The 22,551-nt window shown below is 55.9% G+C and carries 19 protein-coding genes; 9 read left to right on the top strand and 10 right to left on the bottom strand.

Going from position 1 to position 22,551, the window contains the following annotated elements:
• Position 1: 1 nt before the first annotated feature.
• Both MY052_RS22370 and MY052_RS22365 read left to right on the top strand, forming a co-directional pair.
• A complete protein-coding gene (locus MY052_RS22370) occupies positions 2–706 on the top strand; it encodes a GntR family transcriptional regulator (RefSeq protein ID WP_248537884.1) in 705 nt (234 codons plus the stop codon).
• Between the two features lie 267 nt (positions 707–973).
• Positions 974–1,717, top strand: coding sequence for an IclR family transcriptional regulator (locus MY052_RS22365; RefSeq protein ID WP_035895938.1), 744 nt, complete (start codon positions 974–976; stop codon positions 1,715–1,717).
• Positions 1,718–1,764: 47 nt separating this feature from the next.
• On the opposite strand, the gene MY052_RS22360 is transcribed toward MY052_RS22365, so the two are convergent.
• The gene (locus MY052_RS22360) at positions 1,765–2,046 is read right to left on the bottom strand and encodes a YjcB family protein (RefSeq protein WP_035895939.1); all 282 of its coding nucleotides are present in this window, start codon (positions 2,044–2,046) and stop codon (positions 1,765–1,767) included.
• Positions 2,047–2,297: 251 nt separating this feature from the next.
• Entirely contained in the window at positions 2,298–2,627 is a 330-nt protein-coding gene (gene soxS, locus MY052_RS22355; RefSeq protein WP_035895940.1) for a superoxide response transcriptional regulator SoxS, read from the bottom strand.
• Between the two features lie 87 nt (positions 2,628–2,714).
• On the opposite strand from soxS, the gene soxR reads away from it, so the two are divergent.
• From soxR to MY052_RS22340, 3 genes are all read left to right on the top strand, one after another.
• Complete coding sequence (gene soxR / locus MY052_RS22350; protein WP_035895941.1) at positions 2,715–3,173, top strand: redox-sensitive transcriptional activator SoxR; 459 nt, start codon at positions 2,715–2,717, stop codon at positions 3,171–3,173.
• 409 nt (positions 3,174–3,582) lie between these two features.
• Complete coding sequence (locus MY052_RS22345; RefSeq protein WP_248537883.1) at positions 3,583–4,932, top strand: NCS2 family permease; 1,350 nt, start codon at positions 3,583–3,585, stop codon at positions 4,930–4,932.
• Positions 4,933–5,125: 193 nt separating this feature from the next.
• A complete protein-coding gene (locus tag MY052_RS22340; RefSeq protein WP_035895943.1) occupies positions 5,126–6,772 on the top strand; it encodes a Na+/H+ antiporter in 1,647 nt (548 codons plus the stop codon).
• A 103-nt stretch (positions 6,773–6,875) separates the two neighbouring features.
• Here MY052_RS22340 and MY052_RS22335 read toward each other — a convergent pair whose 3' ends face one another.
• Entirely contained in the window at positions 6,876–7,760 is an 885-nt protein-coding gene (locus tag MY052_RS22335) for a LysR family transcriptional regulator (protein WP_035895944.1), read from the bottom strand.
• Between the two features lie 102 nt (positions 7,761–7,862).
• On the opposite strand from MY052_RS22335, the gene MY052_RS22330 reads away from it, so the two are divergent.
• Positions 7,863–8,273, top strand: coding sequence for a CidA/LrgA family protein (locus MY052_RS22330; protein WP_035895946.1), 411 nt, complete (start codon positions 7,863–7,865; stop codon positions 8,271–8,273).
• Positions 8,266–8,955: an LrgB family protein gene (locus MY052_RS22325; RefSeq protein ID WP_035895947.1), complete on the top strand. Its 690-nt coding sequence runs from the start codon at positions 8,266–8,268 to the stop codon at positions 8,953–8,955. Before MY052_RS22330 ends, MY052_RS22325 begins: the two co-directional genes overlap by 8 nt.
• A gap of 85 nt (positions 8,956–9,040) precedes the next feature.
• Here MY052_RS22325 and MY052_RS22320 read toward each other — a convergent pair whose 3' ends face one another.
• Both MY052_RS22320 and MY052_RS22315 read right to left on the bottom strand, forming a co-directional pair.
• Positions 9,041–10,324 carry an ABC transporter substrate-binding protein gene (locus tag MY052_RS22320; RefSeq protein WP_420828649.1) on the bottom strand — a complete coding sequence of 428 codons (1,284 nt, stop codon included), beginning with the start codon at positions 10,322–10,324 and terminating at the stop codon, positions 9,041–9,043.
• 108 nt (positions 10,325–10,432) lie between these two features.
• A complete protein-coding gene (locus tag MY052_RS22315) occupies positions 10,433–11,728 on the bottom strand; it encodes a Gfo/Idh/MocA family protein (RefSeq protein WP_123652249.1) in 1,296 nt (431 codons plus the stop codon).
• A gap of 47 nt (positions 11,729–11,775) precedes the next feature.
• Here MY052_RS22315 and MY052_RS22310 point away from each other — a divergent pair, with 47 nt between their 5' ends.
• Entirely contained in the window at positions 11,776–13,341 is a 1,566-nt protein-coding gene (locus MY052_RS22310; RefSeq protein WP_248537881.1) for a hypothetical protein, read from the top strand.
• Between the two features lie 206 nt (positions 13,342–13,547).
• Here the strand turns inward: MY052_RS22310 and actP are convergent, their stop codons facing one another.
• The 3 genes from actP to acs form a co-directional block, all read right to left on the bottom strand.
• The gene (gene actP, locus MY052_RS22305) at positions 13,548–15,197 is read right to left on the bottom strand and encodes a cation/acetate symporter ActP (RefSeq protein WP_035895955.1); all 1,650 of its coding nucleotides are present in this window, start codon (positions 15,195–15,197) and stop codon (positions 13,548–13,550) included.
• Positions 15,194–15,508 carry a DUF485 domain-containing protein gene (locus MY052_RS22300; protein WP_035895957.1) on the bottom strand — a complete coding sequence of 105 codons (315 nt, stop codon included), beginning with the start codon at positions 15,506–15,508 and terminating at the stop codon, positions 15,194–15,196. The genes actP and MY052_RS22300 overlap by 4 nt, the downstream gene beginning before the upstream one ends.
• A gap of 173 nt (positions 15,509–15,681) precedes the next feature.
• Positions 15,682–17,640 carry an acetate--CoA ligase gene (gene acs / locus MY052_RS22295; protein ID WP_035895959.1) on the bottom strand — a complete coding sequence of 653 codons (1,959 nt, stop codon included), beginning with the start codon at positions 17,638–17,640 and terminating at the stop codon, positions 15,682–15,684.
• A 414-nt stretch (positions 17,641–18,054) separates the two neighbouring features.
• On the opposite strand from acs, the gene gltP reads away from it, so the two are divergent.
• Complete coding sequence (gltP, locus tag MY052_RS22290) at positions 18,055–19,368, top strand: glutamate/aspartate:proton symporter GltP (protein ID WP_035896852.1); 1,314 nt, start codon at positions 18,055–18,057, stop codon at positions 19,366–19,368.
• A gap of 96 nt (positions 19,369–19,464) precedes the next feature.
• Here the strand turns inward: gltP and MY052_RS22285 are convergent, their stop codons facing one another.
• Together MY052_RS22285 and fdhF are read right to left on the bottom strand one after the other, a co-directional pair.
• Positions 19,465–20,154, bottom strand: coding sequence for a tetratricopeptide repeat protein (locus MY052_RS22285; RefSeq protein ID WP_123652253.1), 690 nt, complete (start codon positions 20,152–20,154; stop codon positions 19,465–19,467).
• Positions 20,155–20,246: 92 nt separating this feature from the next.
• The gene (fdhF, locus tag MY052_RS22280) at positions 20,247–22,394 is read right to left on the bottom strand and encodes a formate dehydrogenase subunit alpha (RefSeq protein WP_081918588.1); all 2,148 of its coding nucleotides are present in this window, start codon (positions 22,392–22,394) and stop codon (positions 20,247–20,249) included.
• Positions 22,395–22,551: the final 157 nt, after the last annotated feature.

The following is a 22,551-nucleotide window of genomic DNA, read 5'->3' as shown; positions in this document are numbered from 1 at the left end:
TATGACGGTCACGACATCGGAACCCACGCCGCTTCTTGCGCATTCGGAACGAGTATTTCAGCAACTGAGGCAGGAGATTTATCAGTTTATCCTGCTACCCGGCGATCGCTTTACGGAGGTGGAGATCGCCCGGCGGCTGGGATGTTCCCGCACGCCGGTTCGCGAGGCGCTGCTGTTGCTGCAAAACGAGGGGCTGGTCAGACGCTGCCTGCGTAACGGCTGGGAAGTGTTCCCCATTGATTTCGATGTCTACGAAGACCTGTACGAAACGCGCGCGCTGATTGAAGCCAATTCGGTGCGCAGTTTGTGCAGCTCGACGTCAGCAAAAGTGAACCGGCAGGTGCTCACCAGACTGAAGGCTATCTGGCAGGTTGCGCCGGAAATCGAGCTGGCGTGTGATGATATCGCTTCGCTGGATGAGCAGTTTCACCTGGCGCTAACCGAGGCAGCAGGCAATCGGGAATTGACGGCGATTCTGACCAATATCACCAACCGCATTCGCATTATGCGGCGGCTCGATTTTGAATATGAAACCCGAATAACCCAGACTTACAAAGAGCATGCTGAGCTGCTGGAGGCCATTGAACAGCGTGACGAAGTGCGAGCAGTAGCGCTGATCGTCGCGCATATTCAGGACGCCTACAAAGGTGCCAGCACTATCACTCTGCGACGCTTGCAGGATGTGCGGGTTAAGCAAATTTTGTAACCGAGGCTATCCGTCATTTTTATCGGAGGTGGGCATAATCGGCGGTTTTCCCGTCGCCGCCCGCTTCCAATTCATTTCGTCGAGAGTCCGCCGCTACGTTCTGCACATATTTCGCACTCTTGAGGTAGCGCAGCACGACATCCTCATTTAATCAAATACTGCTAAAAAACCTGGCTTCGGTAGGGCTTTTTCAAGCCGGTGGAAGCCGCCATCTGGCTCGCGTCGATGGCAACCGCTACAATGCGCGTTTTGCCATGGAGAGACATCATGACCAGCCTGAATCGAATGCTGTCGGTACTGGATTTGTTCACTGCCGCACGCCCCGTATGGGAAGCCGACCGCATCGTCGAAGCGCTGGGATGTTCAACTCCCACTGGCTACCGCTACCTGAAAGAGCTGATGTTGGCTGGTCTGTTGCAGCGTTTTAACGGCGGTTTCTACGCCCTTGGCCCGCGTATCACGCTGCTGGATTATGTTATTCGCAGCACTGACCCGCTGCTGGCGGCGAGTATCCCGCAGATGCGTGAACTGGTGACGCTGACAGGCTGCCACTGCACACTCTCCAGACTTGATGGCGATGTGTTTCTCGACCTGCACCACGAATGTTCGAATCAGGAGATTGCGCTGATTTATGGCCGCGGTCGCCCGCGCCCGATGTTTTCCGGCAGCGCGCCAAAAGTGGTGATAGCCAACCAAACCTCGAAGCAGCAGCGTGGGTTGTTCGAACGTTGTCGTGAAGAGGTTCTGGCCGCAGGTCTGGGTGAAACGGAAGAGGCGTTTCTTAAGCGGATGCAGCAGATTCGCAAAGCGGGCTGCTACCGCGCCGATGAGGAGCTGGCGGTCGGGGTATCGTCGCTGTCGGTGCCTGTGCGTTTTGCGCCGAAAGAACACTGCGCCGCGCTGGCACTGGTGTCATCGACCCAACATTTTGCGCAAAGCAACGTGGGGGAGTGGCAGGACAAACTCAAAAAAGCGGCCCGGCGTATTGCGTTGGCCTTAGGCGGGGAATAGCCGCGCCCTGATAATAAAAAACCCCGCCGCGGCGGGGTTTTTTGTATTTAGTAGAGCGCAACCGGCCATTCTGGCGGCGTCTGGCTCATCACTTCAACCATCACATCTTTGATATTGTTAAAGATAGTGGAGATTTCTACCAGGGTGATACCGAGCAAACTGGTTGCGAACCAGCAGGCGGCCGCAAGACCCAGCATGCTGCAAATAGCGCCCAGACCGATGTAATCGGCTTTACGAAGTTTGATTTTCAGGGTACTAGCAACGAACATCAGCACCGCGCTGGTTAATGGCCAACGTAACAGCGTAACGCCTGCGGTAAGTGAAAGCATGGGACCTTTTCCTCAGAGATAAACAACAAGCTGCCCGGACAGCACTTGTGTATGAGGCACTGGGCGCTCTGGCTATCTGAAGGCATTCACAAATTGAGTGAAACAGCGTTTCTGTTTCATATCATAGTGTGAACTATATCACGTTTGCTGTTTTATTCACCAGAGGTAAACGCAGGATTTTTGTCAATTCAATAACCCCGATCAAAGCATGGATAAGGCCGCCACAGCCGGTGTGGCAGCCTGAATGCGTATTAGGCGGAGATATGGTGACGGTAGTCCGTCGGCGTGCGATCGAACTCGCGGCGGAATACGCGCGAGAAGGTCTGCTGCGAGACGTAGCCGAGATCCATGGCGATATCAAAGATGGGACGCTGGGTGGTGCGCAACGCTTCTGCGGCAAGCAGCAGGCGTCGCTGGCGGATATAGTCGCCTAGCGTCTGATGCATCACGGTGCGGAACATTCTTTGCAGATACCACTTAGAGTAGCCGGACTTGCGGGCCACGATATCGATATTAAGCGGTTGATCGATATGTTCATCTATCCATTCAATTAGCGTCTGAATAATTTCCCGATGGGACATAAGGCTCTCCCCGTTGTCTATTTTCGCGTCGATTTCTGTTCTGTCGGCGAGTATAATTCCTCAAGTTAACTTGAGGTAAAGCGGATTATGGAAAAAAAATCGACGAGAATAAAAACGCTGCTTTCACCGGGTGAAGTAGCGAAACGAACTGGCGTTGCGGTCTCAGCGCTGCATTTTTATGAAAGCAAAGGGCTAATTCGTAGCACGAGAAATAGTGGTAATCAGCGACGCTATAAGCGTGATGTTTTGCGTTACGTGGCGATTATCAAAATTGCCCAGCGGTTAGGGATCCCGCTCGGCACTATCGGTGAATCGCTGAGCGTTCTGCCGGAAAACCACACGCTGGGGCCGAAAGACTGGAAGCATTTCACCACCCAATGGCGCGAAGAACTGGATAAACGCATCCACGCGATGGAAGCCTTACGCGACCAACTGAACGGCTGCATCGGCTGCGGCTGCATGTCGTTGCGCGACTGCCCGCTGCGTAATCCCGGCGATAAACTGGGGGAAGAGGGGACCGGCGCTCGTTTGCTGGAAGATGAGTAATCCTTATTCATTCTTCCTCTGATAATTGCGACATTTTTGCCATAGAAATGTTGCTGGATTGCGCATGAACGATAACGTTTGCGCATGGGTTGACCAATTCTCCATCGGCATTCGTTAATTTTCATAAACCAGGGCAAACTTCTGTTGAAAAAAGGGGCATAAAAGCCAGATAATCGTTTGCCTTCAAATTTCGGACGCATCTTACGCCGGAAATGAGCGGGTCAACCTTATCTCGCACACGCCGAGGATAAGGAATTCCGAATATCGTTTTGTCTGCGCGGAGTTAATCGTTTGCTTTTTTGTGGCTCCCCTATTGCCGCAAGTAGCACATGGAGATGACGCTTAGCTGGCAGTGGATGTTCCACCACGCAGACGAACGAATGATAAAAACTCTCAGGGGATGTTTTCTATGTCTACGCCTTCAGCGCGTACCGGCGGTTCGTTAGACGCCTGGTTTAAAATTTCTGCACGTGGTAGCTCCGTTCGTCAGGAGATTGTCGCCGGTCTTACTACCTTCCTGGCGATGGTTTACTCGGTGATCGTGGTGCCGGGCATGCTGGGTAAAGCCGGTTTCCCACCGGCTGCGGTCTTCGTGGCAACCTGTCTGGTGGCCGGTGTCGGTTCTATCGTGATGGGCCTGTGGGCAAACCTGCCGCTGGCTATCGGCTGTGCGATTTCACTGACCGCCTTTACCGCCTTTAGCCTGGTGCTGGGCCAGCACATCAGCATTCCGGTTGCGCTGGGCGCGGTATTCCTGATGGGTGTACTGTTTACCATCATCTCTGCTTCCGGTATTCGTAGCTGGATTTTGCGCAATCTGCCGCAGGGCATTGCGCACGGTACGGGCATTGGTATCGGCCTGTTCCTGCTGCTGATCGCCGCGAACGGCGTTGGCATGGTGGTGAAAAACCCACTGGACGGCCTGCCGGTTGCGCTGGGTCAGTTCGATAGCTTCCCGGTTATCATGACGCTGGTCGGTCTGGCGATGATTATCGGTCTGGAGAAACTGAAGGTACCGGGCGGCATTCTGCTGACCATCATTGGTGTCTCCATCGTGGGTCTGATTTTCGATCCAAACGTGCACTTCTCCGGCGTGTTCGCCATGCCATCGCTGAGCGATGACCAGGGCAACTCGCTGATTGGTAGCCTCGATATTATGGGCGCGCTGAACCCGGTTGTACTGCCAAGCGTACTGGCGCTGGTGATGACCGCCGTGTTTGACGCCACCGGTACTATCCGCGCGGTAGCCGGTCAGGCAAACCTGCTGGATAAAGACGGCCAGATCATTAACGGCGGCAAAGCGCTGACCACTGACTCCCTGAGCAGCGTGTTCTCTGCGGTTGTGGGTGCATCCCCGGCGGCGGTGTACATCGAGTCCGCAGCGGGTACGGCGGCAGGTGGTAAAACCGGCTTAACGGCAATCACCGTTGGCATCCTGTTCCTGCTGATTCTGTTCCTCTCTCCGCTCTCTTACCTGGTTCCAGGCTATGCGACCGCACCTGCGCTGATGTACGTCGGCCTGCTGATGCTGAGCAACGTGGCGCGTATCGACTTCAACGACTTCGTTGACGCGATGTCTGGTCTTATCACCGCGGTGATGATCGTGCTGACCTGTAACATCGTTACCGGCATCATGATTGGCTTCGCGACGCTGGTGGTTGGCCGCGTGGTTTCAGGCGAATGGCGCAAGCTGAACATCGGCACCGTAGTGATTGCGGCGGCGTTGGTTATCTTCTATGCGGGCGGCTGGGCGATTTAATCTCCTACCCTCGCAGAAAAAACCCGCCTGATGGCGGGTTTTTTGTTTGTCGCTTGGCCGGGCTACAGGTCTGGACTTTTTTTCTATTTTCAGCCACCTCTCGTTTCCTTTTGCGTTAATCTGGGTAACGTAAACTCGGAAGCACGACGCTTCATGTTTTGAATAATAAGACAACGCTGTAAACAGGGAACGCATGGAAATATTCTTCACTATACTCATCATGACCCTCGTGGTTTCGCTCTCCGGGGTGGTTACGCGCGTAATGCCCTTCCAGATCCCACTACCTTTAATGCAAATCGCCATCGGCGCGCTGCTGGCGTGGCCAACGTTTGGTTTGCACGTTGAATTTGACCCGGAACTGTTCCTCGTTCTGTTCATTCCGCCGCTGCTGTTTGCCGACGGCTGGAAAACGCCGACGCGCGAGTTTATTGAGCACGGGCGAGAGATCCTCGGGCTGGCGCTGGCATTAGTGCTGGTGACGGTCGTAGGGATTGGCTTCCTGATCTACTGGATTGTGCCAGGTATACCGCTGATTCCAGCCTTTGCGCTGGCGGCTGTACTCTCGCCGACCGATGCCGTGGCGCTATCCGGGATTGTCGGTGAGGGGCGCATTCCGAAAAAAATCATGGGGATTCTGCAAGGCGAGGCGCTGATGAACGACGCCTCTGGCCTGGTGTCGCTGAAGTTTGCCGTCGCGGTGGCGATGGGCACGATGGTCTTTACCGTCGGCGGTGCGACGATGGAATTCCTCAAAGTGGCAATCGGCGGCATTCTGGCAGGTTTTGTGGTCAGCTGGTCGTACGGTCGCTCGATGCGTTTCCTGAGCCGCTGGGGTGGTGATGAACCGGCCACGCAGATTGTGCTGCTGTTCCTGCTGCCGTTCGCTTCTTATCTCATTGCCGAACATATCGGGGTGTCCGGTATCCTCGCGGCGGTAGCGGCCGGGATGACCATCACCCGTTCCGGCGTGATGCGCACCGCGCCGCTGGCGATGCGTCTGCGTGCCAACAGCACCTGGGCGATGCTGGAGTTTGTGTTTAACGGCATGGTGTTCCTGCTGTTAGGTCTACAGCTGCCGGATATTCTCGAAAGCTCGCTGGTGGCGGCAGAGGCTGACCCGAACGTCGAAACCTGGATGCTGTTTACCGATATCATCCTGATTTACGCGGCGCTGATGCTGGTGCGTTTTGGCTGGCTGTGGACGATGCGTAAGCTGAGCCAGCGCTTCCTGAAAAAGAAACCGATGGAGTTTGGCTCATGGACCACTCGTGAGCTGCTGATCTCCTCCGTTGCCGGCGTGCGCGGGGCGATTACCCTGGCCGGTGTGCTCTCCATTCCGCTGCTGCTGCCTTCTGGTGATGCCTTCCCGGCGCGTTATGAGCTTATCTTCCTGGCCGCGGGCGTGATTCTGTTCTCGCTGTTTGTCGGGGTGATTGCGCTGCCGATTTTGCTGCGTCATATCGAATCAACCGATAACGTGCAGCAGCGTAAAGAAGAGCGCCTGGCGCGGGCTGCGACGGCGGACGTGGCGATTGTCGCTATTCAGAAAATGGAGGAGCGTCTTGCCGCGGATACCACCGAGAACATCGATAATCAGCTGCTGACCGAGGTCAGTTCGCGCGTGATTGGTAACCTGCGTCGCCGCGTCGATGGGCGTAACGACGTAGAGACCTCGATGCTGGAAGAGCAGCTTGAACGCCGCTTCCGCCTCGCGGCGCTGCGCTCTGAGCGTGGGGAGTTGTATCACCTGCGCGCGACGCGTCAGATAAGCAACGAGACCTTGCAGAAGCTGCTGCATGACCTCGACCTGTTGGAAGCGCTGTTGATTGAGGATGCGTAGTTAAGTCCGGTGCTGCCCCGGCGGCGCTGCGCTTGGCCGGGCTACGGTCGTGTATCGTAGCCCGGGCGAGGCGTTTACGCCGACCCCGGGAATGGCACCATATCTACTCTGGCAGCGTAAACCCCTCACAGCACTTCAGCCACGCTTGAGCGCTGTGAGACAAATAAACCCCTTCCCGCCAAATCATCCCCAACTGCCAGCGCAAATCGCTCTCCAGCGGCAGCCAGCGCAGGGTTTTCTCATCGAGCCTGCGGCAAATCGGCTCCGGCAGAATCGCCACGCCGACGCCCGCCTGGACCATTGCGGCGAGAAAATCCCATTGCCCGCTGCGCACCGCAATACGCGGCTTCACGTGATGGCGCGTAAACAGCTGCATCAGCTGGCGGCTAAGGGCGAAATCTTCGTTGTAGATAAGCAAAGGATGCGCGGCAAGCTGCTGTGGAGATACCGACGTTTGCTCCAGCCAGTCGCCGGAACGCGGCACCAGCACGCAAAGTGGGTGGCTGAACAAGAGCCGGGTGGTCAGCGCGCTTTCTTCTTCCACCGGCAGCGCCGTCATCGCCAGATCCAACTCGCCGTTCATGACCGCCTGCTGCACGGTTAGCCCGCCGCCCTCGGAGATTTTCAGCTCTACGCCGGGGTAGCGCTGGCGAAACAGACTAATGGGCCCGGCCATCAGCATGCCGACCATCGGGGGAATGCCGAGTCGCAGTACGCCTTTATTGAGATGGTTAATATCGCTGAGCTCCGCTTCTAGCTGGCGGAATTCGTCGAGGATAGCCAGCCCGCGGTCGAACACGACCTGCCCGGTATCGGTCATTAACAGCTTGCGGCCGTCGCGAATAAGCAGGGTGCAGTTCAGCTCATCTTCCAGGTTTTTGAGCATTTTACTGATGGTGGGTTGCGTCACGAAGAGCTTCTCCGCCGCGCGGGTAAAGCTCTGCTGACGAACAACTTCGACGAAGTAGCGCAGCGTTCTGATGTCCATGATTATGCCTCTAAACTATGCTACCGATGAGTTTAATTCATTTTTGTCATCATCGTTGTCTCACTATACTGTGCCTCTCTCATTTTTTCTGGACATCCCTCCATGGCTGAGGCCTTAGGGCGCGTTGTGCCCTCCGTTTTAAACCGTCTCCAGGTTCCAGTACAGGTCGTGCTGTACGCGGGACTGTTTGTTTTTGCTGAATATCTGGTGAGCTGGTGGCATTTGCCGCTTCCCGCTAACCTGGTTGGCATGGTGCTGCTGTTGGCGCTGATCGTCTGCCATATTGTGCCGCTGAAGTGGGTACGCGCCGGGTCTCGCTGGCTGCTTGCGGAAATGCTGCTGTTCTTTGTGCCTGCGGTGGTGGCGGTGGTGAACTATGCCCAACTGCTGATGGTCGACGGCTGGCGGATTTTTGTGGTAATTGCGTTGAGCACGATGATGGTGCTGGCGGCGACCGCGTGGGTGGTCGATAAGGTCTATCGTTACGAGCTAAAGCGGATGCGTCATGAGTAACTTTCAGCTGAGCGTGCTGTGCCTGGCGATTACGCTGGTGCTCTACTTTGCCAACAAACGCCTGTATCGCCGCTTTCGCAAGCTGCCGCTGATGCCGCTGGTGTTGACCCCGGTGCTGCTGGTGCTGATGCTGGTGTTCGGCCATATCTCCTATCAGAACTACATGGGCGAAGCGCACTGGCTGCTGTGGCTGCTTGGCCCGGCGACTATCGCGTTTGCGGTGCCGGTGTACGACAACCTGGCGATCATCAAGCGCCACTGGATGTCGCTCTCCGCGGGCGTGATCACGGCGACGGTGGTGGCGGTAACCAGTTCAGTATGGCTGGCGCGTCTGTTTACGCTGTCGGATGAAATTCAGCGTAGCCTGGCGGTACGTTCCATCACCACGCCGTTTGCCCTCGCGGCGGCGAAATCCCTCGGCGGCCAGCCTGAGCTGGTGGCGCTGTTTGTGGTGGTGACCGGCGTATTCGGTATGGCGATTGGCGACGTGCTGTTCCTGCGCTTAGCGATCCGTGAAGGGATGGCGAAGGGCGCGGGCTTTGGTGCGGCCTCGCACGGTGCCGGGACGGCGCGCTCCTATGAGCTAGGGCCGCAGGAAGGTGTGGTGGCAAGCCTGGTGATGATGCTGTCCGGTGTGGTGATGGTGCTGGTGGCACCGTTAGTGGGCTGGATTATGTTTTGACGCCGTTGCCGGGTGGCGCAGCGTTTACCCGGCCTACAAGGGTGCAATCCCGTAGGCCGGATAAGCAAAGCGCCGTCAGGCAACATTAGCGATTCAACCGCCGCACAATGCGTTCCACCTGCTGGCGGAAATCGGCGACCACTTCAGCGGTCGTCTGCTTACCGAGGTCCAGCTTCTCGCGGGCCGAGGTAAACTGATCGATAACCTGCAAATCCTCAATATACGGCGTGGCGATAGCGGTAGTGTGCAGCGACTGCGCCTGACGCAATCCGGCGACGACCGGGTCATTCGGATCAATCACCCCTTTTTCGGTCAGCAGCGTTTCTGCCGCCTTGTTCAGCGGAATACCGCGCTCCAGCCCTAATGCCTCGACCGACTGCGGGTCGCTGACCAGGAAGTTCAGCAGTATCGCCGCCTCTTTCGGATGCCTGGTGGACTTCGCTATCGAGAACATCTGTGACGTTTTAAAGTAAACGCCGGACTCGTCCGTTCCCGGCTGCATTACGTAGTCGCCGAGCACCAGCTTCGCCGGTGGCGTCATGTTGTTGGCAAACATCCGGATGGTAATGTTCCAGGTGAACAGGCCACCCCATTCGCCGTTAATCCACGGTTTCATCTCATACAGATTGCCCTTGCCGTAGGCGGAGAGCGTTTTCGGTGACGGCAGCACGTGGTCATCGCTCAGCCGCTTCACAAAGTTGAAGGCTTCAATCCACTGCGCGTCGTTCCAGGCAAACTTGCCGTCGCTGTTGAACATTGGCTTCTGGTGTTTCTGCATCATGTAGGCGTTAAGCAGCAGAATCACATCCTGATCGACCATGGTGTACGGGTAGTAGTTGTTGCCGAGCTTCTGCTGGAACACCTTCCCGGCGGCAAAGAATTCGTCCCAGGTTTTAGGATAGGCCAGCCCGGCTTTCTGCCAGGTGACATCGTTGTAGTAAAAGACCGGCGCGTTAACCGAGATAGGCAGGCCGTTGAGCTTGCCTTTGACGGTGGTGGACTGCAAATCTTTGGCCTGATACTGGCTGAAATCGAGCTCGCTCTTGAGCTTATTGAGATCGTAATAGCCTTCGCCGTTTTTGGAGAAAATGATAAGCCACGGCCAGTTGGTCTGCATCACATCCGGCTCGGTGCCGCTTGCCATCTGGGTTGTCAGGCGCGAAAGGTGCCCGTCCCAGCCGGTGTATTCGGCTTTCACTTTGATATCGGGATACTTTTTCTCGAAGGCTTCCAGCGCCTTGAGCGTGGCCTGGTGACGGCTATTGCCGCCCCACCACGACATGCGTAATTCAACGGGCTGCTGCGCCCAGGCAGAGGCACAGGAAAATAACAGCGATGCGATGACACCTGAAACGAGTTTATTCATTATTTGTCTCCAGGATAGAGGCATAAATAGCGTTATTAAACAGGTGAGTAACAGCAAAATACTGACCATTCGCTCCGGCGCAGCCTCCTGCCGCACCGGAAGGCGTGCGGCTTAACGTTTTGTCAGACGGGAAACCAGTTCAAACTCCTTAAAGTTCACCGGGCGCTGCTGCTGCATCGAAATGTTGCCCGCAATGCCGGTGAGGATAGACATTGCCCCCGCGCGGTGGTCGGCGGCGCGCTGCAGCGGGTCGTTGCCCGGTTCGCCAAACAGATCCGCCAGCATGGCGTTATCGCCGCCGCCGTGGCCGCCTTCGCCGAGATTAAATTCGGCTTTCCACGGTTCGGCAAACATCGGGAAGACGGTGATATCGCACTGCTCCAGGCTGCCTTCGTTTTCGCGCTTGCCACCGGCGTTAACGTAGGATTTCTCAACGATTTTCATCTCCAGGCGGCCTTCGGTGCCGTTAAACACCACGTTCAGCCCTTCCCACGGCAGATAGGCGTTAAGCGAGTAGGTGAGTTGCACCTGGTTCTGATATTTCACCAGCACTGACATGGTGTCTTCGATGGTGATGCCATCGCTGAACACGCTCTGGTCGCGGAAGTAGTTATCTTCATGCTCGGCGTCCAGATACAGCGCTTTCAGCTGTTCGTTGTCCGCCATATTCAACGCGAACGGATCGTCTTTGGCTTCGGCATAACCATGGGTACGCGGGTAGAACTGGCTGACGCCGCGCTTCTCGGCGTTCTCTTTGCCGTAGAATTGCAGGCTGCCTTCGGCGTACACGCGCTCCGGATAGCTCGCCAGCCAGAAGTTCATCAGGTCGAAATGGTGGGTGGATTTATGCACCAGCAGGCCGCCGCTGTTACGTTTTTCGCGGTGCCAGCGACGGAAATAATCTGCGCCGTGTTCGGTGTTGAGCAGCCACTCGAAGTGAACGGAGGTGACGTTGCCTATCACGCCCTGCATCAGCAGTTCACGCACCTTGCTGTGGTGCGGCGCATAACGGTAATTGAAGGCCACGCGCACGGTGTGCCCGGTCTCTTCGATGGCGTCCAGAATACGCAGCGCGCGCTTTTCGTCGATGGTCATCGGCTTTTCGGTGATCACATCGCAGCCCGCGTGCAGTGCCCGCACGATATAGTCGTCGTGGGTGCGGTCCATGGTGGTAACGATGACGATATCCGGACGCGTTTCGCGGATCATCTCTTCAAACTGCGCCGCTTTCCAGGTGGAGACCGGCTCGGCTCCCTCTTTTTGCAGCAGCGTATTGGCGTAGTTCATTCGCGTCTGGTTGGTATCGCAAAAGGCGACCATTCTGGCGTTATTACGCCAGGTGCCACCAATAGCGGAAATATATAAACCTGCACGACCCCCAGTTCCGACCAACGCATATTTTTTCATGACATCCTCGATTAATATATCAACACCAAAATCCGCAAGGCGACGCAATGAAACGTATTCCGCATCAATTGATGGAGCTGAACAGCACTTTTATCTGGCACTGGCCCTGGTTTATTCAGGGTGTTAAAAGCGCGAAACAGCACGGTTTCACCGGCATCATCCTGCACCAGCAGGAACTGCTTTCTATTCTTGCGACGCCCTCGCCGTTAAGTCAGAAACTCCACGTCGAGAACTTAATTCATCAGCAAAACTACGCGTTGCAGTATTTAAAACGCGTTGACCGTTATCTGGCGGAAAATAACCTTTCGTTCTGGCTTCAGGGGGAAGCGGCGCCTAATGACGATATTATTAAGCGTAAATTTCCCGAGCTGACCTTCGACGAAAAAAGCGCGCCGGATTTCTGGCAGCAGTTTTATGCCGCAATACTGCACTCGTTATTGCCGTCGTTGCCGCACCTCAGCGGCATGATTCTGAGCCTGACCACGCCGGACTTTCAGACTGTTCGCTGGCAGCAGAGCCTGCACGATGTCTGGAGCCTGCTGCGCGCCCAGGGGAAAAAGCTGGTGCCGCGCGACTTTATTGATGACAGCTGGCCGCGCCAGCAGCTTTCCAACATCCTTGCTCGGCTCTCGGACGACGTTCGCGCCTCTATCAAAGCCACCGAGCTGGACTATCACCCCGGTTTTGCCAACCACCCGCACATCGCAACGCTGCCGGGGCATAAAAAATGGATCGAGTACGACCTCTTCGGCACCGGCTACGGCTGGACCGCGCTGCCGTGCTATCTGGCCGATGAAATCAGCGGCCGTCTGAGCTGGGCGCTGAGCGCCGCCGAAAACGAAATTGAGGCCATTACCTCTCGCGTTAGCTGGCAGTGGTTGCCCGATAGCCGGGTCATGGACTCCGCCAACGCCATTAATCTCTTTGGCCTTTCCGCCGCTAATCAGGTCGACGATTCCGCGCCGTCGGCCTTTGAACGCTGGGCCGAGCATCAGCAGCTTGGCTTTCGCTCGACGCAGGATAAACACCGGCTTTCTACTATCGTTCACGCCAGCTACGACTGGCTGTGTAAAACGCCAAACTTTCTCGGGCGACGGCTGCACTACCAAAGCCAGATCCCAGAGAGCCTCTCCCAGGCGCAGCAGCTGCTGCACATGGACACCCGCAGTGCCAACTGGATGCACGCCTGGCAGCCCTTAATGCCGACCGACGACCCGGTGCTTGGCAAAGAGCAGCGCGAGCGGGTCACGCTGGAAAAAGAGGCCGCCTGCTTCCTTGCCACTCGCACGGTACAAAACCTGCGGGAGTTGATGCCGCGGATTACCTGCCCGGATGACACGCTGGAGGTGCTGCTGGCCGCCTGGCGCAGCGCGGAAATCTACAGCCAGATGTTCTCTCGCGTGGCGGCGGCGGTGACCGATGCCCTGTGGCTTGATCACTACGGCCCGCAAAGCCTGCCTGCTGGCTCGTTGCAAAAGCATCAACAGCAGTTGCTTCGCTATGCCGATACGCTGGAACGCTGGCTTGTGAATCCGCCCGTCAGCGGCCCGCTGTTTCTGCCGCTGCTGTTAAGCCCGGAGCGCTTAACTCGTTTTGCCAGAAGCCTTGAGTAAAGAATAAAAAGCGCGGCGCGGGTTGTCTGTAAACGTCGTAGAGGTAAAACCGGGGATAGGCGTGAAAACGGGAAAAGTGTGATGGCCTTTGCGAATCGTAGATAAAGCTTGTGATGCGCATCGGCTTTTTTCGTTTTGGCGACGTGATAAACGTCACCTGAAGGGGGAAAAAATGTGATCCCCGACCAGAGGCCGGGGAGGGGATTTTAGTGCGCGCGGCCCTGGTCGATGCCGAGACCGGTCTGCGAACGGATGAACTGCGCGCGGAACTGCTCGCGTTCGAGATTACCTTCGGCAGAGTTATCGGTGGCAGAGAAGAACCAGATACCGATAAAGGCGATGGCAATAGAGAACAGCGCCGGGTATTCATACGGGAAGATAGCTTTCTCGTGACCGAGGATCGTCACCCAAATGGTTGGGCCGAGGATCATCAGCACGACCGCCGTCAGCAGGCCCAACCAGCCGCCAATCATCGCGCCACGGGTGGTCAGCTTCGACCAGTACATGGAGAGCAGGATGATAGGGAAGTTGCAGCTTGCCGCGATGGAGAACGCCAGGCCCACCATGAACGCGATGTTCTGATTCTCGAACAGAATGCCCAGCAGGATCGCCACCACGCCCAGTACCAGTACGGTGATTTTCGAGACCTTCAGCTCTTCACGTTCGGTTGCGCCCTTCTTAAAGACGTTGGCGTACAGGTCGTGAGAGACCGCTGAAGCCCCGGCCAGCGTCAGACCGGCGACCACCGCCAGAATGGTGGCGAAAGCAACCGCAGAGATAAAGCCCAGGAACAGGTTACCGCCCACGGCATCGGCCAGGTGAACCGCCGCCATGTTGTTGCCACCAATCAGCGCGCCCGCTGCGTCTTTAAACGCCGGGTTCGCCCCCACCAGCATGATCGCGCCAAAGCCGATGATAAAGGTCAGAATGTAGAAGTAACCCATAAAGCCGGTGGCGTAGAACACGCTCTTACGCGCTTCGCTGGCGTCGCTTACGGTGAAGAAACGCATCAGGATGTGCGGCAGACCAGCGGTACCAAACATCAGGCCGAGACCCAACGACAGCGCCGATATCGGGTCTTTCACCAGCCCGCCAGGGCTCATGATGGCTGCGCCTTTCGGGTGTACCGCCATCGCTTCGGTGAACAGGTTATTGAAGCTAAAGCCGACGTGTTTCATCACCATAAAGGCCATGAAGCTGGCGCCGAACAGCAGCAGTACCGCTTTGATGATTTGTACCCACGTGGTGGCGAGCATGCCGCCGAACAGCACGTACATCACCATCAGCACGCCAACCAGCACCACGGCGACGTGGTAGTTGAGGCCGAACAGCAGTTCGATAAGCTTACCGGCACCGACCATCTGGGCTATCAGGTACAGCGCTACCACCACCAGTGAGCCGCAGGCGGAAAGCATGCGGATTGGCCCCTGCTTTAGTCGGTATGACGCGACGTCAGCAAAGGTGTAGCGGCCGAGGTTACGCAGGCGTTCGGCAATCAGGAACAGAATGATTGGCCAGCCGACGAGGAAGCCGAGTGAGTAGATAAGGCCGTCGTAGCCGGAGGTGTACACCAGCGCGGAGATACCGAGGAACGAGGCCGCTGACATAAAGTCACCGGCAATCGCCAGCCCGTTCTGGAAACCGGTGATGTTGCCGCCAGCGGTGTAGTAATCGCTGCGCGAACGCACGCGCTTCGAGGCCCAGTAGGTGATATACAGCGTCAGCATGACGAAAATCAGGAACATGATAATCGCCTGCCAGTTGGTTGGCTGACGTTCCACGTGCCCGCTGATCGCGTCGGCCGCGTTGGCTGCGAAAGGAAGTGTGGCGGCAAGCGCCGTCAGGACTTTCTTCATGATGCTTTTACCTCACGCAGTACGGCCTTGTTCAGGCGATCGAATTCACTGTTGGCCCGCCAGACGTAGATGCCGGTCAACAAAAAGGAAATGACGATAATGCCGATCCCAATCGGGATACCGCGCGTGACGCTGGTGCCCGGATGCAGCGGCGTGCCGAGCCAGCCAGGGGCAAAAGCGATGAGTAAAATAAAACCGACGTACACCACTAACATAATCAGCGATAAGAAGGTGGCAAACCGTTGCCGTTTTTGGACGAGCTCCCTGAAATGCGCACTATCTTCTATCTGCTGACAAATTTGATCATTCATCACAGAGTCTCCAGAGGTTTTCTTACGTAGTGTTTTTTGTTGTGCAAATCAGAACCAGAACACCGTACTGTTCCTTTCTCCGAGCGGAAAAAGGATCGGGCGAGGGGCGGTGTACGGCGGTGCACCCTCACCCCGGCCCTCTCCCGGTGAACAGGAGAGGGGAAAGCCTGCTCTTATGACGGCATCGTGATGGCCTGCTTCTCTTCCAGCAGTTTGTCCACCACGCCCGGATCGGCGAGCGTAGAGGTATCGCCCAGGTTGCTGGTGTCACCAGCGGCAATCTTGCGCAGAATGCGGCGCATGATCTTGCCTGAGCGGGTTTTCGGCAGCGAGTCGGTCCAGTGCAGCACATCCGGGGTTGCCAGTGGGCCAATCTCTTTACGGACCCAGTTGCGCACCTCGGTATACAGCGCTGGCGTCGGCTCTTCGCCGTGGTTCAGCGTGACGTAGGCGTAAATCGCCTGGCCTTTAATGTTGTGCGGAATACCAACTACGGCCGCTTCGGCAATTTTCGGGTGTGATACCAGCGCCGACTCGATTTCTGCGGTACCCAAGCGGTGGCCGGAGACGTTCAGCACGTCATCGACGCGGCCGGTGATCCAGTAGTAGCCATCTTCATCACGACGCGCGCCATCGCCGCTGAAGTACATGTTTTTGAAGGTGGAGAAGTAGGTTTGCTCAAAGCGCTCGTGGTCGCCGAACAGCGTACGCGCCTGACCCGGCCAGGAGTCGGTGATAACCAGGTTGCCTTCGGTCGCCCCTTCCTGTGGATGGCCTTCGTTATCCACCAGCGCGGGCTGTACGCCGAAGAACGGACGGCTGGCGGAGCCCGCTTTCAGCTCAATAGCGCCCGGCAGCGGGGTGATCATAAAGCCGCCGGTTTCGGTCTGCCACCAGGTGTCCATCACCGGGCACTTCTCGTTGCCGATCTGCTTCCAGTACCACTCCCAGGCTTCCGGGTTAATCGGCTCGCCGACGGAGCCCAGAATGCGCAGGGAAGAGCGGTCAGTGCCCGCGGTGGCTTTATCGCCTTCCGCCATCAACGCACGAATCGCCGTCGGTGCAGTATAGAGAATGTTGACCTTGTGCTTGTCCACCACCTGGCACATACGCGCCGGGGTTGGCCAGTTTGGTACGCCTTCGAACATCAGCGTCGTCGCGCCGCAGGCCAGCGGGCCGTACAGCAGATAGCTATGACCGGTGACCCAGCCCACGTCGGCGGTACACCAGTAGATGTCGCCCTGATGGTAGTCGAAGACGTATTTAAAGGTGGTCGCGGCATACACCAGATAACCGCCGGTGGTGTGCAGCACGCCCTTAGGCTTACCGGTGGAACCGGAGGTATAAAGGATAAACAGCGGGTCTTCCGCGTTCATCTCGGCTGGCTGGTGCTGGTCGCTGGCTTTTTCCATCAGGTCGTGCCACCACAGGTCGCGGCCTTCGTGCCATTCGACGTTACCGCCGGTGCGCTTCAATACGACCACGTTTTCGATGGTTTTAACGTTCGGGTTTTTCAGCGCATCGTCGACGTTTTTCTTCAGCGGAATGCTGCGCCCGGCGCGAACGCCTTCGTCAGAGGTGATCACCAGACGGGAATTTGAGTCGATGATACGACCCGCGACCGCTTCCGGTGAGAAGCCGCCAAAGATAACGGAATGAATGGCGCCGATACGGGCACAGGCCAGCATCGCTACCGCCGCTTCCGGCACCATCGGCATATAGATAGCCACCACGTCGCCTTTTTTCACGCCCAGTGACAGCAGGGTATTGGCGAAGCGACAAACGTCGCGGTGCAGTTCGCGGTAGGTAATATGTTTGCTTTGGGACGCATCGTCGCCTTCCCAGATGATTGCGGTCTGGTCGCCGCGGGTGTCTAAATGACGGTCCAGGCAGTTTGCTGCCAGGTTCAGGGTGCCGTCTTCATACCATTTGATGGAGACATTGCCAGGCGCAAAGGAGGTGTTTTTCACTTTGGTGTAAGGCTGCATCCAGTCGAGGATTTTTCCCTCTTCACCCCAGAATGCATCCGGGTTAGTGACTGACTGGTGATATTTGGTCTGGTATTGCTCCGGGTTTATCAGGCAGCGTTCTGCAATATTTGCAGGAATAGGGTGTTTGTGAATTTGGCTCATGCTTTTTTTCTCCTTGTAAGATGTTAATAATATGTCTCATAAAAGTTAATAACAGAGGGAGAAGACGCTTTGTTTACTATTTGCGCGGCAGATCACGCAATATTGGAATTGTTCAAATAACGTTCATTTGAATCTTTGAACAAAAATAATTACGGAGAGGGATTTATAGAAAAAGACGGGTTTTTTCTTTTTTTATAACAAAAACTTATAAATAATTACTGGTAGAAATCAGTAGTAATATGGAATTTCTTAGTGAAAAGCCCTGTTCTGAAAGGCTTGCGCGAGACACCGTGCAGATGGTACTGATAATGCGCGTTAAAAACCTCTAAAAGTAAACGCAACACAAATCACCCCCTTTCAAATGGATACCATTCCTGTTTGGCATGGTATTTTTCATTGAGGAAGTCTGCAGTTATGAAGAAAACACGAATCAGCCTGGCGTGGCAAATTCTCATTGCCCTCGTGCTAGGTATTATTCTCGGTAGTTACCTGCATTATCATAGCGATAGCCGCGACTGGCTGGTTATGAATCTGTTATCTCCCGCTGGCGATATATTCATCCACCTGATTAAAATGATTGTTGTGCCGATCGTTATTTCCACGCTGGTCGTTGGAATAGCCGGTGTGGGCGATGCAAAACAGTTAGGGCGTATTGGCGCAAAAACCATCATTTATTTTGAAGTGATCACCACGATAGCGATTATCATCGGTATTACCATGGCGAATGTCTTCCAGCCAGGGTCCGGGATCGACATGTCGCAGCTGGCGACGGTGGACATTTCGAAATATCAGAGCACCACCGCGGAAGTACAAAGCCACGCGCATGGCTTGATGGGTACTATTCTGTCGTTGGTACCAACCAATATCATTGCGTCGATGGCGAAAGGCGACATGCTGCCGATTATCTTCTTCTCGGTGCTGTTTGGTCTGGGGCTCTCCTCGCTGCCTGCTGCTCACCGCGAACCGCTGGTTACGGTGTTCCGTTCTATCTCTGAAACCATGTTTAAAGTCACCCATATGGTGATGCGTTACGCGCCGGTGGGTGTGTTTGCGCTGATCGCGGTGACGGTCGCTAACTTCGGCTTCGCTTCGCTGTGGCCGCTGGCGAAGCTGGTGCTGCTGGTGCACTTCGCGATTCTGTTCTTCGCGCTGGTGGTGCTGGGCATCGTGGCGCGCATCTGCGGGCTGAGCATCTGGATCCTGATTCGTATCCTGAAAGACGAGCTGATTCTGGCGTACTCCACCGCCAGCTCCGAGAGCGTGCTGCCGCGTATTATTGAGAAGATGGAAGCCTATGGCGCACCGGCGTCTATCACCAGCTTCGTGGTGCCGACCGGTTATTCATTTAACCTCGACGGTTCAACGCTGTACCAGAGCATCGCGGCTATCTTTATCGCGCAGCTTTACGGTATCGACCTCTCTATCTGGCAGGAAATCGTGCTGGTGCTGACGCTAATGGTGACCTCAAAAGGGATCGCGGGCGTGCCGGGCGTATCGTTCGTAGTACTGCTGGCGACGCTCGGCAGCGTTGGTATTCCGCTGGAAGGCCTGGCATTTATTGCCGGCGTTGACCGTATCCTCGATATGGCGCGTACCGCGCTGAACGTGGTGGGTAACGCGCTGGCGGTGCTGGTTATTGCTAAGTGGGAACACAAGTTTGACCGCAAGAAAGCGCTGGCGTATGAGCGCGAGGTGCTGGGCAGGTTTGATAAAACTGCCGATCAATAAATAGAACAATAATGCCGGGCTTGCCCGGCATTATTTTTTTGGTTTAGGTGCAGATCCCGGCGGCGCTTCGCTTGGCCGGGCGACCATGGGAAAAAGCTACTCCGCGCTCACCTTATCAAACTCTTCACACCCGGTATCAAACCCTTCCGTACAGCTCAGGTTCAACCACTGCAATGCTTTCTGCTTGTTCTGCGGGATAAACCCTTTCTCGCCGCTCAGGAACATCATCCCGGCCCAGTACTCGGCGTAGCCGGTGCGGGAGAGCGCGGAACTGTTTTTGAAGTAGTCCGTCGCCTTCTCGTCATCTTCCTTCACGCCTACGCCGTTGGCATAAATCAACCCCAGCAGCATTTGCGCGTCTACCGCGAAATCGCTCTCGGCGTTCATCGACGCTTGCTGGAGCAGCGTAATCGCCCGCGGGTAGTCGGTCTGGCCCGCCTGGCTGTTGATAAGAATGCGCGCCAGGATAACTTCACCGGCCCGGCTTCCCGCTTTCGCAGCTTTCTCAGCCAGCGCTTTGGCTTCGGTATAGTCGAGGCTTACCGGGTTAGTGATTTTAATCTGTGCCAGCAGCGCGCAGGCATCGGCATCGCCGCTATCGGCAGATTTTTGCGCCCAGAATTCGGCTTTACTCAGGTCGCCGGAGCTAAACCAGGTATCGGCCAGATAGTATTGCGCCCGTGCGTCTCCCGCTTCGGCGGCTTCCAGGTATTGACTGCCCGGCTCATCGGCATGTGCGAATAGCGCCGTCAGGCATAACCATAACAATGCAAAAATTCGTTTCATCTTATTATGTAGGTTGTCGAGGAAGGGGGCAGTATAAAGAGATCGGCAGGATAAAAAAACGCCCCCGAATGGAGGCGTTGAAACGAGTCCGCTTAGCCCATTGCGCTTTCGCGCAGTCCGGCCTTCAGCTTCGTATACTCATCAATAACATACTGCTCTGCGGCACGCTGGTCGGCAATCGGCTCAACGTTTACGGCGCAGTATTTATACTCAGGCGTTTTGGTAATCGGGCTTAAGTTCTCGGTTACCAGTTCATTACATGCCCCAATCCACCACTGGTAGGTCATGTAAATCGCGCCTTTGTTTGGACGATCGCTCACCGCGGCACGGGTGATGACGCGGCCTTTGCGGGAGTTCACCCACACCAGCGCTTCATCTTCAATGCCTAAACGCGCGGCATCTGCGGTGTTGATCTGGGCATAGCCCGGTTCATCCGCCAGTGCTGCCAGCGCCGCACAGTTACCGGTCATCGAACGGCAAGAGTAGTGGCCAACTTCACGCACCGTCGACAGTACCATTGGGAACTCGTCGGTGAGCTTGTCGATTGGCGCTACCCAGTCGCAGGTGAAGAACTGCGCCATACCATTCGGGGTATCGAACTTCTCTTTGAAGAGGTAAGACGTCCCCTGGTCAGCGTCGGACTCATCGCGGCATGGCCACATGACGTAGCCAAGCTCACCCATTTTCTCATAGGTGGCACCGTAGAAATCAGGGCACAGGCCGCGCAACTCATCCCAGATTTCCTGGGTGTTGTTGTAGTGCATTTTGTAGCCCATACGGGTGGCGATTTCGCTGATGATCTGCCAGTCCGTTTTCAGATCCCACTTCGGTTCAACGGCTTTAAAGAAGCGCTGGAAACCACGGTCTGCGGCCGTGAACACCCCTTCATGCTCGCCCCATGACGTAGACGGCAGAATGACGTCTGCGGCAGCAGCGGTTTTGGTCATGAAGATATCCTGGACGATGACCAGCTCCAGATCTTCAAAGCCTTTACGGACCGCAGAGAGCTCTGCATCGGTCTGTAATGGATCTTCACCCATAATGTACGCGGCGCGAACTTCGCCATGCGCGGCACGGTGCGGCAGCTCGCTGATGCGATAGCCGGTATGTGCTGGCAGGCTTTCCACGCCCCAGGCTTTGGCGAATTTCTCGCGGTTAGCCGGGTTGCTCACGTACTGATAGCCCGGATAGGTATCCGGCAATGCGCCCATATCGCAGGCGCCCTGAACGTTGTTCTGACCGCGAACCGGGTTCACGCCCACGTGTGGCTTACCGAGGTTACCGGTCAGCATTGCGAGGCTGGTCAGTGAACGTACGGTTTCCACGCCCTGATAGAACTGGGTGACACCCATGCCCCACAGGATGGCCGCGCTTTTCGCACCGGCATACATACGCGCACACTGACGAATTTCCTGTGCGCTGACGCCGGTAATATCTTCGACGGACTCCGGCGTGTAGCCTTCGACAATCTTACGATACTCTTCAAAACCGTCGGTACGGGTAGCGACGAACGCTTTGTCGTACAGATCTTCTTCAATAATGACATGACCTATGGCGTTGAGCAGCGCGATGTTCGAGCCGTTTCTCAATGCAATATGCATATCAGCAATACGCGCGGTTTCAATTTTACGCGGATCGCAGACGATGATTTTCGCCCCTTTACGTTTGGCGTTAATCACGTGATTCGCCACGATAGGGTGGGAGTCTGCCGGGTTGTACCCGAAAATAAACACTAAGTCAGTGTCATCAATTTCGTTGATGGCATTGCTCATGGCGCCGTTACCGACCGATTGGTGCAGACCTGCAACCGAAGGGCCGTGTCAGACGCGTGCGCAGCAGTCGACGTTGTTAGTACCAATCGCCGCACGCGCAAATTTCTGCATGACGTAGTTTGTTTCGTTACCCGTTCCGCGTGAGGAACCGGTAGTCTGAATGGCATCCGGGCCGTATTTCGCTTTGATAGCGCTCAGGCGGTCAGCCACGTAATTCAGCGCTTCGTCCCAGGAGACGGATTCCAGCTTGCCGCCACGTTGGCGACGGATCATTGGGGTTTTCAGGCGTGGCGTCAGGATCTGGGTATCGTTAATGAAATCCCAGCCGTAATAGCCTTTCAGACACAGGGTACCCTGGTTGGTTTTCCCCTGAGCCGCCTCTGCCCGGACGATTTTTCCGTTATCGACCACCAGGTTGATTTTGCAACCTGATGCGCAATACGGGCAAACCGTGACGACTTTTTTCATCGGTCTCGCTCCAGTTAATCAAATCGCGCATACGCGCTGTCGCCCTCAGTATGCATCTTTTATGCCACTTTTTTATTGTGGACATTCCCTGATAATACGGCTGATTTTTGGACAAAACGCTGACGAAAAACAGGCTGTCGTCATATTTGACGTGTCG

The sequence above is a fragment of the Kluyvera ascorbata genome (assembly GCF_023195735.1).
Taxonomy (GTDB): Bacteria; Pseudomonadota; Gammaproteobacteria; order Enterobacterales; family Enterobacteriaceae; genus Kluyvera; species Kluyvera ascorbata.
This window is presented reverse-complemented; position numbering and strand designations above follow the sequence as displayed.

Coding starts and splice junctions, on each gene's coding strand:
- MY052_RS22370 (WP_248537884.1), top strand. CDS start 2: ATGACGGTCACGACATCGGAACCCACGCCGCTTCTTGCGCATTCGGAA.
- MY052_RS22365 (WP_035895938.1), top strand. CDS start 974: ATGACCAGCCTGAATCGAATGCTGTCGGTACTGGATTTGTTCACTGCC.
- MY052_RS22360 (WP_035895939.1), bottom strand. CDS start 2,046: ATGCTTTCACTTACCGCAGGCGTTACGCTGTTACGTTGGCCATTAACC.
- soxS (WP_035895940.1), bottom strand. CDS start 2,627: ATGTCCCATCGGGAAATTATTCAGACGCTAATTGAATGGATAGATGAA.
- soxR (WP_035895941.1), top strand. CDS start 2,715: ATGGAAAAAAAATCGACGAGAATAAAAACGCTGCTTTCACCGGGTGAA.
- MY052_RS22345 (WP_248537883.1), top strand. CDS start 3,583: ATGTCTACGCCTTCAGCGCGTACCGGCGGTTCGTTAGACGCCTGGTTT.
- MY052_RS22340 (WP_035895943.1), top strand. CDS start 5,126: ATGGAAATATTCTTCACTATACTCATCATGACCCTCGTGGTTTCGCTC.
- MY052_RS22335 (WP_035895944.1), bottom strand. CDS start 7,760: ATGGACATCAGAACGCTGCGCTACTTCGTCGAAGTTGTTCGTCAGCAG.
- MY052_RS22330 (WP_035895946.1), top strand. CDS start 7,863: ATGGCTGAGGCCTTAGGGCGCGTTGTGCCCTCCGTTTTAAACCGTCTC.
- MY052_RS22325 (WP_035895947.1), top strand. CDS start 8,266: ATGAGTAACTTTCAGCTGAGCGTGCTGTGCCTGGCGATTACGCTGGTG.
- MY052_RS22315 (WP_123652249.1), bottom strand. CDS start 11,728: ATGAAAAAATATGCGTTGGTCGGAACTGGGGGTCGTGCAGGTTTATAT.
- MY052_RS22310 (WP_248537881.1), top strand. CDS start 11,776: ATGAAACGTATTCCGCATCAATTGATGGAGCTGAACAGCACTTTTATC.
- actP (WP_035895955.1), bottom strand. CDS start 15,197: ATGAAGAAAGTCCTGACGGCGCTTGCCGCCACACTTCCTTTCGCAGCC.
- MY052_RS22300 (WP_035895957.1), bottom strand. CDS start 15,508: ATGAATGATCAAATTTGTCAGCAGATAGAAGATAGTGCGCATTTCAGG.
- acs (WP_035895959.1), bottom strand. CDS start 17,640: ATGAGCCAAATTCACAAACACCCTATTCCTGCAAATATTGCAGAACGC.
- gltP (WP_035896852.1), top strand. CDS start 18,055: ATGAAGAAAACACGAATCAGCCTGGCGTGGCAAATTCTCATTGCCCTC.
- MY052_RS22285 (WP_123652253.1), bottom strand. CDS start 20,154: ATGAAACGAATTTTTGCATTGTTATGGTTATGCCTGACGGCGCTATTC.